We start from the raw sequence: 15,683 nt of genomic DNA, 5'->3' as shown, positions 1-15,683 counted from the left end.
CTATGAAAAATGTGGAGTCTCTTGGATACACGTTCTCCTATCGATTGATGCATGCTTTACGCACCTTATCCAAGGACCAGTTTGCAGCGTTTTATCGTCAGCTGGACGCGGATATTCGGTCGCTGCTCGGCGCACATGTGCAGTACCAGCCTATGTATCCTCTTTCTGGCGAGATATTTGAGCCCGCCACGGTTGCGAACAAGATGGACGTCACGGCTGATACGCAGATTGCGATTCCTGTCATCATGGACCTGGTGAAACGCGAGGTCATCTGGACAGATTTAGCATTGACGAGAAATCCACACCACTACAATCATGTCGAAGGCAACCAAAAAGGTATGGTACTGATGGGGAAAGCCATGACGGCCTGGCGAAAGCCTGACCTGTACGATTTGTTCTCTCTCCATGCGGAAGCAAGAGGGGAGTCGGTAGAAACCCGAGATCAAGCGGATGCTATTTTTTCTCCAGAGGAAGGGGTAACGCCCTTCGATATCGAGCAGATTATGGCAGAATATCTTGTTTGAGGGCAAAGCCCGCGAAAATCCATTGCTGCAAATCCTACCCAAAAAAGAAAGCAGTCGGTGATAGGCAGCCGGCTGCTTTTTTCATGTTCGTGGGGGGAGCTCTCTTTTTTACCTGAGAATGCACAACAAGATTGATTGGCACTAGAAATGAAAGAAAGTTACGCATAGTCAACTTTAGTTAGTATTTTTTACCAAAGATTGCTGCTACCATAGTTTTGCTTCCGCCTGTTCGTTGCTAGAGGAGCGACTTGCCAGGGAGAAGCGTTCCAATACAAAGAAAGGAGGTAAACCCTAAATAATGAAAAGAATGATAGCACGACTTCTGGTGTTTTTTCTGCTTTTCTCGATCCTTCAGCATGTGTTCATTCAAGAAAAAGGGAAAGCGGCGGATTTACCCGATGTGATACAGGTGGAAGCAGATAAGTTTGCGGATAATTACGGTGCTTATCCGGATGGCTTGTACTACGATGGTGAGCCAAACACGTTGATGGTCGGGTATGCGCGAGATCAAGGGGGAGATTATGGACCGGAGAATGCTGCCCTTCGTTTTGACCTAAACGGCGTAAAAACGGATAAAAAGATCGAGTCAGCTACCTTGCAAATTTATGTGTACAAGGTAGAAACAACTGGCGGAGATGTGCCCTTTATTGATCTATGGGGATCGTTTGATGATAACTGGGAGGATGACGCGTACCAAATTCTACCTAGCTATCATGAAAGAATCATTTCGAATGAGATGCTTCCCAGTACCTTTACTGGTTGGAAATCCTTTGATGTGACCAGCTTTGTCAAAAGCAATATCTCAGACAAAAAGGCGACATTTGTTTTAAGAGGGCGACAAACCGCTCCACCTGTTCCCCTTTTCTATCAGCCGCAAATCGTTTTCTACGACAAAAGAAATGCCAGCTACGCATCTCGGCTGGTAATTACTTATGTCTCGAATACGCCGCCAACCGATATCCTAGTAACACCAGGCTCACTGCCAGAAAACAATGCCATAGGAGCGGTAGTTGGTACACTATCGGCAATAGACCCTGATCCGGGAGATACCTTTACCTTCCGCATCCAAAACCCTTCGGTGCCTTTTACGATTGAAGGTAACCAGCTGAAAGCGACTCAGTCGTTTGACTATGAAGCAGGGGCGACCTACCTCGTACCCATAACGGCAACAGACTCGGCTGGAAATGCTGCTGCCAAGGTATTGACCATTCAGGTGACCGATGTAGATGAACCGCCAACGACAGCATCCGTTATCATCAACGGTGGTGCAGGTGTAACAAATTCAGCAGATGTAACACTTGTCATGACGCATGATGATCCTGACGCCGCCGAGCCTCAGTACCGTTTATCAAACGTGGAAGACAGCCAATGGAGCGTATGGAAACCGTTTGAGTCGCCCGTTACCTGGAGCCTCTCAGCAGGTGAAGGGACCAAAACGGTGTTCATGGAGCTGCGCGACGGAACGGGGACTGTCCTAAAAGCGCAGGATCGTATTGTGCTGGATACGACCCCTCCAACGGGGATGATCGAGATCAATAACGGGATTTTAGCGACTTCCACTGAACGGGTAGAACTTACGGTTCAGGGAAGTGATGCAAACGGACCGGTAGAAGTGATGCTGTCAAATGACAACGGCTTTACAGGCAGTTGGATACCTCTTCCCACCAACAACAAGCTGGAATGGAACTTGACAGGTGGAGACGGAGAGAAAACCGTCTACGCGAAGTTCCGTGATGGTGCAGGGAATGTTTTTTCCACCTCAGATACAATCGTTTTGGATAAGACACCACCTGTTGTGTCCGGGATTACGCATAATGGTATCTACGCTGTGGACGTCATTCCGGTCTTTAATGAGGGTACAGCGACATTAAATGGTGCTGTTTTTGTCAACGGCACGAAGGTGAGTGCGGAGGGTACGTACACTTTGCGCGTAACAGATGGCGTTGGGAATACGACTACGATTGGCTTTACTCTGGATAAGACAGCGCCGTCAGGAAGTCTCAAGATCAATGGTGACGCCAATTTTACGAATGCAATGGCAGCCACCTTGCAAATTTCCGTCACCGATACCAGTGATGAACTGCAAATGCGCTTTTCCCCTGATACCAGCGATCCTGCCAATTGGACTTCGTGGGAAGCAGTAACTGCTACAAAAGCGTGGTCTTTGCCAACAGGGGACGGGGTCAAGACGGTTTCCATGGAAGTAAAGGACAAGGCTGGGAATACCGCCAGCTTTTTTGATGAGATTATACTCGATATGACGAATCCAATTGGGAGCTTCGAGATTAATCAAGGAAATACGTTTACCAACGCGAGTGACGTTACTCTGAGTGTGGAATCGGCTGATGCACACGCGGTAGAAATGCGCTTGTCCAATGACAATCTGACGTGGAGCCAATGGTACGCGGCACCGGCAAGGGGTGACGTTCCGTGGAAGCTGGATGGTGCGGATGGTACAAAAACGGTCTATCTGGAACTGAGAGATCTAGCGGGGAACCAAATCGCCCTTCAGAAGCAAATCACTTTGGATGCCAACGGACCGGTCGTGACAGGAGTCAGTCAGGATGGTGTCTATCAAAACGATGTAACCATTGTCTTTAACGAGGGAACTGCAACATTGAATGGCGATCCGTTTACAAGCGGCTCTCTCGTCAGTGGAGAAGGAAGGTACGAACTGGTCGTTACCGATACCGCGCAAAATCGCACGACGATTCAGTTTACGCTGGACAAAACGCCACCTACTGGAAGCTTCAGCATCAATCGTGGTGCAGAATTTACAAAATCTGAGGATGTCACCCTACTCTTCGCCTCACCAGATGCAGACGACATCGAAATGGCAGTTTCCAACACGGATGACAATACGGGGACATGGGAGCCATTTGCAGAATCAAAAGCGTGGAAGCTGGCTGATGGCACGATGAACGGCTCCAAAACGGTCTATGTGAAGCTGCGGGACAAGGCAGGGAATATCACAAAGCTAAGTGACACGATTGAACTGGATGTAGTGGCACCGAGTGGATCGCTTTCGATCAACAACGGCGATCCCCATACCAAGTCGCGCGATGTTGTACTTACGGTAACAGCGAGCGATAGCACGAGCGACGTACAGGTCCGATTCGCAAATGGGGATAACGACTGGAGTGCATGGGAAGCGGTATCTGCATCCAAAGCATGGCAGCTGGAGGCCGGTGATGGGCATAAGACCGTAGATATGCAAATGACAGACAAGGCAGGAAATATCACTACCGTTTCCGATACCATCGAGCTGGATGGTGAGGCTCCTGTTGTCACCGGAGTCGAGGACAAAGGCGTTTACAAAGATGACGTTACCATTACCTACAATGAAGGAACTGCGACGTTAAATGGGTCTCCATTTTCAAGCGGCGAAGCGGTAACAAGCGAGGGCAAGCATGAGCTGGTCGCTCAGGATGCCTCCGGGAATGAAACCAGGGTAATCTTTACCGTGGATAAAACCCCGCCAACGGGATCGTTTGTCATTAACCAAAATGATCGCTTGACCTACTCCACCAGCGTGAAACTGCAAGTCACCGCATCCGACAATGTGAGTGATGTGGGGATGCGCGTCTCCAATGAAAATGGCAAATGGAGCAGCTGGGAAAAAGTGAAGGGAACAGTGCCGTGGACATTGACGAATGGCAATGGCACGAAAAAAGTTCTGATTCAGCTTCGCGATGAGGCAGGCCATACTACGGATCTGGATGATTCCATTGAGCTCTATGTACCACATGTACCGAATCCGCCAACTCCGCCAGCAACCAATCCGGTTACCGGAGTCGAGCTTGACGAGGAAGAACTGACGCTGCGGGTGGGGGAGACAGAAACCCTTCATGCGATCGTAAAGCCGGGGAACGCTACCGACAAACGAGTCAAATGGGAAAGCAGCGACTCGGAAATCGTCCAGGTAGATGGCGAAGGCAAGGTCACGGCTGCAGCTCCAGGGACAGCGACAATCACAGTGAGAACGGTTGACGGGAACAAAACGGACTCAGTGGAAGTAACCGTTAAGGAAATAGCGACCTTCCAGCTGGAAGCAAGTGAACCATCCTACTGGTTAAAGCCCGGAGGTAGCACGTATTTTAGGCTTTATAAGGTGGAAGGCAAAAAGCGCAAACTCATCACCAGTGACAAACAGGTTGTATACGACACTGCGAACGGGCTGGTAACCGTCAAGCAAGGTCGTATGACGGCGGGCAAGAAAGCGGGAGAAGACCTCATTACCATTCGCTACATGGGTGAGGAGCTTGAGATTCCGGTGACCGTGACCAAATCAACGATTCGTTCTTTGTCGACTTCCCTCAAGGATTTGGTGCTAGAGAAAGAGCAGGAGAAGCAGCTCTCGCTGACGGCGAACTTTACAGACGAGAAAACGGAAGAAGTCACGCGAAAAGCAACCTGGTCCTCCAGCGATGAAGCGGTCATCGAAGTCACAAAAGAAGGAAAAGTGAGAGCGAAGGCAACAGGAAAGGCTGTCATCACTGCGAAATACGGCGGCAAAAAAGTGAGCAGCCGCGTGCTCGTTGTGAAAGAGAAAAAAGTACAAGATTTACGGGCATCACGTACTTCCCTACGTCTAAAGGCAGATCGAACAGGAGAGATCGTTCTGTATGCCATCTATGAAAATAATTACCAAGAGATCGTAACCAGTGAAGCCAAATGGACAGTGGAAGATCCAGAGATTGCGTCCGTAGAAGAGGGTGTAGTCACGGCACTAGAGTCTGGTGAAACAACCATCGCTGTGGAGTATGAAGGCGAGACCATCACGATTCAACTGAAGGTTTGGTAATCGAAGCGATGTGTGCAGGACGCAGATTCAAGCGTTTACTCGCAGGGTGGGGAGAAATCCCCGCCTCTTTTTGTTAGGAAGGGCAGCAATAGCAGGAATTAGAGAAGTTCTTTGCGAAAAAGAAAAGACAACTGACAAATTCGCTCGTATTGGCAGTGTACCAATCTACTTTCTGGAAGGCGAGGGCATGTATATGAAACCGAAAGTGATTATTTATAAAAAAGTGGAACCAAGTGTACTCGAGTACGTCCAGGAAGCCTGTGAAGTCGTCTATTTTGAGCAGCTTCATGCCGATAATATGCAGGCGTTCTACGAAGAATTAAAAGAGGCAAAGGGACTGCTAGGAACGGGTCTGAAAGTAAACGACGAGCTGCTGGAAAAGGCACCGAACCTGCAAATCGTCAGTAATGTGGGGGTGGGCTACGACAATCTGGATGTACCTGCGCTCACAAGACACGGTGTAATGGCAACAAACACGCCCAATGTGCTGAATGAAACAGTGGCAGACACCATGATTGGTCTGATGCTCGCAACCGCACGGCGCATCCCGGAGCTGGATCACATGATCAAGTCTGGCAATTGGACGTCGCACATCACGCCTGAGTATTACGGGGTGGACATGCACCACAAGACGCTCGGGATCATCGGGATGGGGCGCATTGGTGCTGCTATCGCAAAACGTGCCCATTTTGGCTTTGGGATGAATATCTTGTACCACAATCGATCCCGGAATGAAGAGGTAGAGAAAACCTATCAGGCCACGTATTGCAGCCTCGAAGAGCTTTGTCAGGAGGCGGATTTCATCTGTTTGATGGTTCCGTTGAGTGCAGAAACAACCAAGCTGATCGGGGAAAAAGAATTCCGATTGATGAAGAAGTCGGCCATTTTTGTGAATGGCTCGCGCGGCGCCACGGTAGATGAGGAAGCACTGGTTTCGGCCTTGCAAGAAGGAGAGATTTTGGCAGCGGGGCTGGATGTCTTTGTTCAAGAGCCGGTAGACCCGAAGCATCCACTCTTGTCTATGCCGAATGTGGTTACTCTGCCACATATCGGATCGGCTACATGGGAAACGAGACAGGCGATGGTGCAATTCGCAGCAGAGAACTTTGTGCAAGGAATTCTTGGCAATCGACCACCTGCGCTGATAAATCCGGAAGTGCTGGAATCCGAAAAATAAACGGCGACGACAAAAGACAACGGACAACGTTGTCTTTTCCTTTTTAGAAGCCAGGAATGCTTAGGGAGACATCCTTCATCGCAACGCCTGGACATAAGAAAAATTGAAAGACGTGACCGGGTTGTTGATCCATCCTTGCGGTCAGGAATACCGGTACACGTCTTCTGTTTCTCACGACATGAGTCAAGTCTTATCGCTAAGCGTTTGCTAGGGCATAGAAAGTAAGATGAGCTTCTTTTCTACCGAAAGCTGCTTTTCGAACAGCTAAACTTTAAAGACATTCACGGTATCACGCAGCCCCTGTGCCATCTGATTCAAGCGCTGGGCTGATTCAGAGATGGCCTGCAAGGAAGAGAACTGCTCTTCCGAGGCCGCAGCGACATCTGTAATTTGGTCGGCGGACATTTGGGAGATGGAAGCCAGCTGAGATACCGTAGCAGATACTTGCTGGGAGCTCGCGGACATTTGCTCCGATACAGCAGAAACGTCTTCCACCTGCACCGCCACTTGCTGGGTCGCATTCAGGATATGCTGGAAGGCATCCCCTGCATTTTTCGCAACCTGGATCCCCGTTTCCACTTCCTTCGTACCTTGCTTCATGCTTTGTACAGCCTTGCCCATCTCCTGCTGAATTTCATCGATCAGGTGAGTGATTTGAGCGGTCGATTTGGAGGACTGTTCGGCAAGCTTGCGAACCTCGTCTGCCACCACCGCGAATCCTTTCCCATGCTCTCCTGCGCGTGCCGCCTCGATCGCCGCATTCAAAGCCAGCAGATTGGTTTGGGAGGCAATCTCCGTGATGACATCGACGATATGGCCGATCTCTTTTGAACTGCTCTCGAGTGAGCTGAGAGCGGATGCCGAGATTTGAACAGAGCGGCTGATCGAATCCATCTGATCAATGACCATTTGCACAGAATCCGTTCCTTTTTCCGCTTCCTTCGACATGTCGAGGGAGGATTCTGCAACGGAGGAGGTAGATTCCGCAATCCGCTGAATGCCTGTGGCCATCTCTGTCATCGCACGAGCATTCTCGTTTGCAGAGAGGGAGGTAGCATCTGTACCTGCCTTCAATTCCTGGATGGTTTCGGTCACTTGCTGCAAGGTAGCCGTATTCTGAGCCGCACCTTCTGCCAGCTCATGGGCCGATGTCGCAGCGTGCTCTGCGTGTTTTTGGACGTTTTCGATAATCGTGCGCCAATGACTGATCAAGCCGTTTACTTTCTCCGCGACCAGGCCCAGCTCATCGTTTTGTTTCACTTGGATGGAGACATCCAGGTGGCCTTCATTCATTTTTCCGATTACCTGTACCAGATCTTTCAGTGGAGACAAGAATTTACGCAGGAAGCCGTATTGTAAGAGGAAAACGATAATAAAGGATGCTAGGAAGCCAATTCCCAACCATTGAAAGAGCTCTTGCTTGCCTCGATCCACAATATTGGCATTCGTATCCACGCCAAAAATCGCAATGATATTTCCGTTTTCATCCATTAGCGGCTGCAGGATCGTGACCCACGTGCCGTACACGTCAGTGTAGATTCCTGTATTCACTGCCTCTTTGCTCTGCATCAGCTTCTCGGCGGCAACTACCCACTGAGGCGCTTGCTCGAAGTCATCACCTGCTTTGAAGCCAGCTTCATACACATGCGTAGGCAGTGCGATTGTGAGGTTGGTATTGCCGTTTTTCAGTTCTGCACCAAAGACGTACGCTTGGGCAATGTTTGGATTTTCTTTGGACATCCGGTCGAGCTGGGCCGTTAGTTTTACTTGAACTGGGTCTTTTGGATCATGTTGTGTAAGTGCACTCTTGATGTCCGCAATGTCGATCTCTCCCTTTGCGTAAGCAGCGAATCCTCGTGCCTGCTCATCCAGGTTTTGCTGAAGGATTGTATCCTGAACAACAAAGCTGGCGACCCCCAACATCAAGCCCATCAAGAGAATCGTCAAGCAGGAGAGCACCAGATTCTTACCAAAGAATGAGACCTGCATCTTCTTGCGTGGCATTTTTTTCAACTCCTTTATCTATTTTGGTGGGAAAAATGCTCCGTTAATTGAATTGCAAGAATCGTGCCATTTTTTAGGTGATTTTTTTGTCGATTTACATTATTATTTGTCAAATAAGGACGATAATAGAATAGAGACAAAGGAGCAGGATTCTGAGGAATCAAGTGAAGGAAGAAGGAGTGTTTCCAATCAAAGGGAAGAAAAAAGTAGCCATTATTGCAGGATCTAGTAAAACTGCTGCGGCGATCACAGACCAGTTGAGTGCCCTATTTGGTGCCTTTATAGAATTCTATGGTTTCTCGCAAAAGTCTTGGAACAACGATAGTAATTACGACATGGTTCTCATCAGTACGCAAACGATCTTTACACGCGAGCTCGCACCTAAAATTAAACCGGGCACAGTGATCTTGATCATTCGGCGAACCTTATTGCGGACCAGCTGGGAAAAGGTGATGGCGATTCCTGTTGGGTCGAAGCTTCTCATGGTCAACGACGAGAAAGATTCTGCGGAAGAAACGATCGCCCTTTTGCGGGAGCTGGGAGCAGGTCATATCGAGCTTTTCCCATACTATCCGGAAATCCAAAATTGTCCGCCGTATCCTTCTGCGATTACACCAGGGGAAGGGCAGCTTGTACCAGACGGTGTCACCCGCGTGATCGATATCGGAGAGAGGGTCATCGATGTCAGCACACTCGTCGACATCCTAACACAGTTTAATCTCCTGCATAGTGACGCTCGAGATATTTTGTCTGTTTATTCTGAATCTATCATTACCAGGAGCCAAGGGATTCAGATCACGATGCAAGGCTTGATTCATACGAAACTGCTGCTGCAGCAAACGCTGGACATGGTACAGGATGGCGTCATCGCCTATGATATGAACGGAAAGATTACGTTTTTTAATTCCGCTGCGCAAGCCCTGTTCGATTGTACGGTTCAGGAGGCCGTCCAATTGACGGTAAACAGCTTGTTTGCGCGGGTCAAAATCGATTTGGATGCGCTGACAGAAGAGTTCAGCGAAGCTCTTTTGCAAATTAAAAAACACAAGGTTCTCGCAAGCAGACAGATTATCGAGGAAAATGGCCACTCGACAGGCGGGGTCCTGACCTTAAAAGCGGCACGCCACGTAGAAGAGCAGGAGCTGAAGCTGCGGCTGCATGCAAAAGGATATCATGCCAAATACTCTTTTGACGATCTAGTGACAACCTCGAGTCGTATGAAAAAAGTAGTAGAGCAGGCAGAAAAAATGGCTAACAGTGATCTTGCGGTGCTGATTCTGGGGGAGAGCGGAACAGGCAAGGAATTGTTTGCCCATGCGATTCATCAGGCTTCTACCCGGTCCTCGTATCCGTTCGTTGCCGTCAACTGCAGCTCGTTGCCGGATAACTTGCTGGAGAGTGAGCTGTTTGGCTATGAAGAGGGAGCTTTTACGGGGGCGCGCAAAGGGGGCAAGCCTGGGCTCTTTGAGCAAGCACACAAAGGGACGATCTTCTTGGATGAGATTGGGGACATTTCTCCGAATATGCAAAGCCGGCTTCTGCGTGTCCTGCAGCAAAAGGAAGTATTGAAAGTGGGCGGGACCCGTTTGCTTCCTGTCGATGTTCGAGTGATTGCGGCAACTAACCGCGATTTGGCCAGGATGGTAAACGACGGGGCTTTTCGTGCCGATTTGTACTACCGGTTAAAAGTTCTCCAGCTGCTGATTCCGCCCCTTCGAGAACGCAAAGAGGATATTCCGCTGCTGTCTGCTCATTTTTTGCGCAGACGAGGAGCAGACGAACAGCTAGTAGAGCCGCTGCTGGCCTCTTTGTTCAGACATGACTGGCATGGAAATGTGCGTGAGCTGGAAAATGCGATGGAGTACGTTGCTTTCATGAACGATCCCAACCTGTCTGCCAGTGATATACCCGGATTAGACGAGGGAGACGAAAGGGAGTTAGCAGAGACCTCACCCAATGAGGTACCGCTACAGCTGTATCACTCTGCTCCCAATAACGAGCGATTCATCCTGAACCTGATTTATCAAGCCAAGACAAGCGGAAGGAATGCTGGCAGGCGTTCCTTGGTCGAACAGGCACGTCAAAATGGTGTGGTGATTCATGAAACAAAGGTCAGGAGCATCATCGAAAAGCTGCGGAGCGAGGGATTAATCGAGGTGAGCACAGGGCGCGGAGGCATTACTTTGACGGAGAAGGGGTATCATCTGTGCTGCGGTAATACGGAAAAGGGTAAAACGGGAGTAATGGGAGTAATGGGAGGGTGATCACCCGTTTCTCCCGTTTTCTGTCCATTCAAAATAATCGAAATTGCAACAACGCATATTGGCATGGGACTTGCTTATCTAATGAGTGGCGGCTTACATCGAATAGGAATAAAGAACTAGAGCGAACAGCACAGATCAAAGAAGGATGTGATCGTCATGGAAGATAGGCTTGTTCGATTGACTAGCAGCCTGATTCAAATGGAAAACACGACTCCCGAGAGGATCAACTACTCCGTTGAATTCTGTGCGGAGTGGCTACAGCGCCATGGTGTTCCTGTCCGTCTCTGGGAGAATCAAGGGCTCAAAATGATTACGGCAACGATCGGTCAAGTGAATGCTGGCAGCACGCTCGTTTTGAATGGCCATCTGGATGTGGTGCCCGGACATCCCGAGAATTTCATCCCGCGAGTGGAAGGTGGAAGGCTATACGGCAGAGGCAGCTATGACATGCTCGGATCGGTAGCCGCGATGATGACTCTGGCAGCAGATCTTGTTCACCAGCCGCCAAACTGTCGCATAATTCTGCAACTTGTCCCGGATGAGGAAAAAGGGGGGGAATTGGGTAGCGGTTTTCTAGTTGAACAAGGGAGCATAGGTGATTTTGTCATTTGCGGGGAGCCGACCAACCTGGATATAGCCGTTCAGGCAAAAGGTGTCCTGCAGGTCAGAGTCGAGTTTTCTGGCGTTGCAGCTCACGGAAGCAGACCATGGCTCGGGAAGAATGCGATTGTAGCTGCCATTCAAAAGTACAATGAGCTTGCGACCCTTGATTTCATGCAAGAAAGCAGTCGGTTTTTCCCGGTGCCGTCTTTTAATCTAGCAAAGATTGAGGGCGGTGCAGCCTTGAATCAGGTGCCGGATCGTTGCTCGCTCTACTTGGACATTCGTTATCTCCCTACACAAAACCCGGCGGATATTCTCGAATCCATTCGGCAGGCTGTTCCAGATGCTCATGTGGAAACGCTCCGGCACGGCTCACCTGTCACTACCAGTGAATTCGATCCTTATGTGCAATCGCTCTACCAATCTACCGCTCATGTCTTCGGCAAGAAAACCGCTTTGTTTGGCCAGGACGGTTCGGCCGATACGCGATTTTTTGCTCAATATGGCATTCCCGCCGTCGAGTTTGGTCCAATAGGTGCGAATCATCACGGACCTGACGAGTACGTAGAAATCGAGTCACTTGTTTACTATCAAAAAATTCTAAAACATTTCATCAAACAATTGGAAGGAAAGGTGAGCACAAATGAAATTGAAAAATAAAGTAGCAATCGTAACGGGAGCAGGATCGGGGAATGGACGCGCAATCGCCCTTCGCCTTTTCGAAGAAGGAGCAACAGTGGTTGTCGCGGACCTGAACGAAGCAGGTGCGAATGAAACGATTTCCCTTGCCCCTGAAGGCAGTAAAGCGATGGTAGTAAAGGTAGATGTCACTCAAAAAGATCAAGTGGACAACATGGTCGCGCAAACCATTCAAGAATTCGGCAAAGTGGATATCCTCGTCAACAATGCGGGAATCGTTGCCTTTACACCATTCCTTGAGCTGGACGTAGCGGAATGGGACAAAGTGCATGACGTAAACCTGAAAGCTCCATTCCTCTGCTCGCAAGCAGTCGCAAAGGAAATGATCAAAGCGGGGCAAGGCGGACGCATCATTAACATTACCTCTGTAGAAGCGCATCGCGTTGTTTCCAGCAGCGGGCATTGCCAGCCGCATTACAACTCGTCAAAAGGTGGATTGCACATGCTGACGAAAGCCATTGCGCTGGAGCTTTCCTCACATGGGATTACGTGCAATGCGGTTGCTCCTGGCGTCGTTCAGACTCCGTTCACAGAGAAAGGCTTGGCGATCCCGGAAGTAAAAGAATGGATTTTGGAGCGTCTGCCAGTAGGGCGTATCGGACAGCCCCAGGATGTGGCGAATGCCGTTTTGTTCCTTGCTCAGGATGAAGCTTCTTACGTAACCGGCAGCACGCTCGTGGTAGATGGCGGCTGGACGATTTACTAAGCATCGTCAGATCACACACAAAAAGGAGTGAGCAGCATGGGAAAGCTTGATCTTTCAGCATTAAAGGATCAGTACCAAAATGGAACGATCGACATGATTACCGTTGCAGGCGTAGATATGCAGGGAAAGCTGTTCGGAAAAAAGGTGCCGGTTCGCTATTTTCTCGATGACGCCGTACACGGAATTCATACTTGCGCCATCAATTTTATCTGGGATGTCAGCTTGAAATACGCAGAGAACTACACGTTTTGCAACTTTGATACGGGTTTGCATGACATCAAGGTCATACCCGATATTTCCACTTTGCGCACGTACCCTTGGATTCCGAAAAATGCGGTGGTCATCGGTGATATTCACAATAAAGACGGATCCGAAGTCACGATCGCCCCTCGGAATATCCTGAAAAAGCAGTTGGCAAAAGCAGAGGCGCTGGGCTATCGCGCCTACGCGGCATCCGAAATCGAGTTTCATATTTTCAAAGAGACGATAGACTCTGCTCGGGAAAAGAACTTCTCGAATTTGCAGCCGCTTTTCTCTTATCCAGTTGACTATTCGATCTATCGGCTTAATGTGGATGATTGGTTCCTAGGTCAGCTGGCTCGTTATCTGGAGGAGGCGGGTATCCCTGTAGAAGCCCTGAAAGGGGAATGGGGGAACGGTCAAGTCGAGCTGAATGTACAGTACGCAGAAGCGCTGGAAATGGCAGACCGGACGGCTATTTACAAAAATGGGATCAAAGAGATCGCCGCATTGAACAACCTGATGGTGACATTTATGGCGAAGCACGATACAGAAGCATCAGGCAGCAGTGGACACACGCATATTAGCCTGTGGGACTTGCAGGGAAACAATGTTTTCTACGATGCCAATCATCCCTATAAGCTGTCAGACACGGGACGTTACTTTCTCGGCGGCATGATGGCGCTCGCTCCTGAGTTCATGCTGTTTTATGCGCCGTACATCAATTCGTACAAGCGCCTTGCCAATACGGGGGGAGCGCCGAATACACAGACATGGGGCGAAGACAATCGCACGACCGCTTTCCGCGTAGATGGACAAGGTAAGTCCTGCCGCATCGAAAATCGCATTCCGGGCTCTGACGCCAACCATTATCTCGTTCTCGCTGCTTGCCTGGCTTCGGGACTTTACGGTATCGAGCACAAAATCGACATTGAAGCTCCGACAAAAGGTGATGCTTCCAGTGCTCCTGGTGTGAAACGCTTGCCAGCCAATTTGGCAGAAGCCATCCAAAAGCTTTCGAATAGCAAAATCGCCCGTGAGCTTTTGGGAGATGACGTTGTCGATCACTACCTGACAGCTGCCCATAATGAATTGAATGACTATTTCCTCGAAGTAACCGATTGGGAGCGGAAAAAGTACTTCGAGTTTATCTAACGCAGGCAAAGCGCTTTTTCGTACGCAATGAAAAGGAGGGAACCGACGATGTTCCAGATACAGCATGACGACCTGAACTATGCCTGGATCCATGGGGAAAAAGTCTTTTTGAAAGAATCGATGGATGTCATCAATCCAGCGACAGGAAAACCGATGGCCCGTGTTCCCCGCGGAGGCAAAGCATTGACCGGGCAGGCGATTGATGCTGCAGCAAAAGCATTTCCAACTTGGTCGAAGCTTCCAGCAGATCAGCGGGCCGCCTACCTGCTGGATTGGGCGGAACGAATTCTGGCTGATCAAGAGCGGTTGGCTTGGCTGCTGTCGACCGAACAAGGGAAGCCGTTAGACGAAGCAAGAGGCGAAATTTATGGAACGACGGTCTATATTCGCTGGTATGCGGAAGAAGGAAAGCGTGCCTACGGGGAGATCATTCCAGCTTCCCGACAAGGACAGCGTCTGATGGTCTTTAAAGAGGCTATCGGTGTGGTTGGACTGATTCCACCTGCCAACTTTCCGAGTGCCATCGTAGCGAACAAGGTCGCACCGGCACTTGCGGCAGGCTGCACGTTTGTATTAAAGCCAGCGGAGCAGACCCCCCTTATCGCGATCGCATTGCTCGATCATCTGATGGCGACGGGCATTCCCGCAGGCGTCGCCAATGTCGTGACAGGTGTTGCAGAGGAGATCGGAGCCACGTTGTCTGCTGATCCGCGCGTGCGCAAAATCGGGTTTACAGGGTCAACAGAGGTAGGCAAAATCTTGATGCGCCAAGCGGCTGACAATGTGAAGCGTCTTACGCTGGAGCTGGGTGGAAATGCACCGGTCGTCGTCTTTCCGGATGCCAATCTCGAGAAGGCTGCCGATGCCATCATGGGCAACAAGTTTGAGAACTGCGGGCAGGTCTGCAACGGGATCAATTTGATCTACGCACATGAATCGATACGTGCAGAGCTCGTGGAAAAGCTGGCAGAAAAGGTCGCGAGCTTGAAAGTAGGTGTCGGAACAGAAGAAGGCACACAAGTCGGCCCGATGATCGACCCGAGCTATCGGGATAAAGTCGAGACGCTGGTGCGCGATGCAGTAGATAAAGGGGCCAAGCTCGTCGTCGGAGGCAAACGCGTATCGGATGAAGGCCTGCAGGACGGGTATTTCTACGCACCAACCTTGCTGGATGAAGTGACTGCTGACATGGAGCTGACCAAACGGGAAATTTTTGGTCCGGTAGCACCGGTGCTGTCCTTTACCGATGAAGCTGAAGTTCTGGCGCGATGCAACAACACGCCTTATGGTTTGGCTGCCTATGTATTTACAAAAGACGCTGCCCGGATGTTCCGGATGATTGATGGTCTGGAGGTAGGAAATCTGGCCATTAACGGAACATCCCTCGCCAATCCTCAGTCGCCATTCGGTGGTGTAAAGGAAAGCGGGATCGGCAGAGTGGGTGGTCATCAAGGGCTTGAGGAATATATGGAGCTGAAGTACGTGGCGTTAACGCTCGAGTAACGCC

8 protein-coding genes and 1 pseudogene are annotated in these 15,683 nt (G+C 49.9%); 8 read left to right on the top strand and 1 reads right to left on the bottom strand.

The window, feature by feature from the left end; genetic code table 11:
- Positions 1–158: 158 nt before the first annotated feature.
- The 3 genes and pseudogenes from EDM59_RS31735 to EDM59_RS06475 form a co-directional block, all read left to right on the top strand.
- Positions 159–524, top strand: a pseudogene (locus tag EDM59_RS31735) (cytoplasmic protein); the annotation flags it as partial.
- A 298-nt stretch (positions 525–822) separates the two neighbouring features.
- Entirely contained in the window at positions 823–5,328 is a 4,506-nt protein-coding gene (locus tag EDM59_RS06480; RefSeq protein ID WP_122922847.1) for an Ig-like domain-containing protein, read from the top strand.
- Positions 5,329–5,521: 193 nt separating this feature from the next.
- A complete protein-coding gene (locus EDM59_RS06475) occupies positions 5,522–6,505 on the top strand; it encodes a 2-hydroxyacid dehydrogenase (protein WP_122923403.1) in 984 nt (327 codons plus the stop codon).
- 264 nt (positions 6,506–6,769) lie between these two features.
- Here EDM59_RS06475 and EDM59_RS06470 read toward each other — a convergent pair whose 3' ends face one another.
- On the bottom strand, positions 6,770–8,509 hold the full coding sequence (locus EDM59_RS06470) for a methyl-accepting chemotaxis protein (RefSeq protein ID WP_122922846.1): 1,740 nt from the start codon (positions 8,507–8,509) through the stop codon (positions 6,770–6,772).
- Between the two features lie 179 nt (positions 8,510–8,688).
- On the opposite strand from EDM59_RS06470, the gene EDM59_RS06465 reads away from it, so the two are divergent.
- From EDM59_RS06465 to EDM59_RS06445, 5 genes are all read left to right on the top strand, one after another.
- Positions 8,689–10,773 carry a sigma-54 interaction domain-containing protein gene (locus EDM59_RS06465; protein ID WP_122922845.1) on the top strand — a complete coding sequence of 695 codons (2,085 nt, stop codon included), beginning with the start codon at positions 8,689–8,691 and terminating at the stop codon, positions 10,771–10,773.
- A 156-nt stretch (positions 10,774–10,929) separates the two neighbouring features.
- Positions 10,930–12,036 (top strand): M20 family metallopeptidase, encoded by a 1,107-nt coding sequence (locus tag EDM59_RS06460; RefSeq protein ID WP_122922844.1) that lies wholly within the window; start codon positions 10,930–10,932, stop codon positions 12,034–12,036.
- Positions 12,020–12,781: an SDR family NAD(P)-dependent oxidoreductase gene (locus EDM59_RS06455; RefSeq protein ID WP_122922843.1), complete on the top strand. Its 762-nt coding sequence runs from the start codon at positions 12,020–12,022 to the stop codon at positions 12,779–12,781. The genes EDM59_RS06460 and EDM59_RS06455 overlap by 17 nt, the downstream gene beginning before the upstream one ends.
- A 36-nt stretch (positions 12,782–12,817) precedes the next feature.
- Positions 12,818–14,176, top strand: coding sequence for a glutamine synthetase family protein (locus EDM59_RS06450; protein ID WP_122922842.1), 1,359 nt, complete (start codon positions 12,818–12,820; stop codon positions 14,174–14,176).
- 48 nt (positions 14,177–14,224) lie between these two features.
- Positions 14,225–15,679, top strand: a complete 1,455-nt coding sequence (locus EDM59_RS06445) for an NAD-dependent succinate-semialdehyde dehydrogenase (protein ID WP_122922841.1) — start codon at positions 14,225–14,227, stop codon at positions 15,677–15,679.
- Positions 15,680–15,683: the final 4 nt, after the last annotated feature.

It is taken from the genome of Brevibacillus nitrificans, from assembly GCF_003710965.1.
Taxonomy (GTDB): Bacteria; Bacillota; Bacilli; order Brevibacillales; family Brevibacillaceae; genus Brevibacillus; species Brevibacillus centrosporus.
This window is presented reverse-complemented; position numbering and strand designations above follow the sequence as displayed.

Coding starts and splice junctions, on each gene's coding strand:
- EDM59_RS06480 (WP_122922847.1), top strand. CDS start 823: ATGAAAAGAATGATAGCACGACTTCTGGTGTTTTTTCTGCTTTTCTCG.
- EDM59_RS06475 (WP_122923403.1), top strand. CDS start 5,522: ATGAAACCGAAAGTGATTATTTATAAAAAAGTGGAACCAAGTGTACTC.
- EDM59_RS06470 (WP_122922846.1), bottom strand. CDS start 8,509: ATGCCACGCAAGAAGATGCAGGTCTCATTCTTTGGTAAGAATCTGGTG.
- EDM59_RS06460 (WP_122922844.1), top strand. CDS start 10,930: ATGGAAGATAGGCTTGTTCGATTGACTAGCAGCCTGATTCAAATGGAA.
- EDM59_RS06455 (WP_122922843.1), top strand. CDS start 12,020: ATGAAATTGAAAAATAAAGTAGCAATCGTAACGGGAGCAGGATCGGGG.
- EDM59_RS06450 (WP_122922842.1), top strand. CDS start 12,818: ATGGGAAAGCTTGATCTTTCAGCATTAAAGGATCAGTACCAAAATGGA.
- EDM59_RS06445 (WP_122922841.1), top strand. CDS start 14,225: ATGTTCCAGATACAGCATGACGACCTGAACTATGCCTGGATCCATGGG.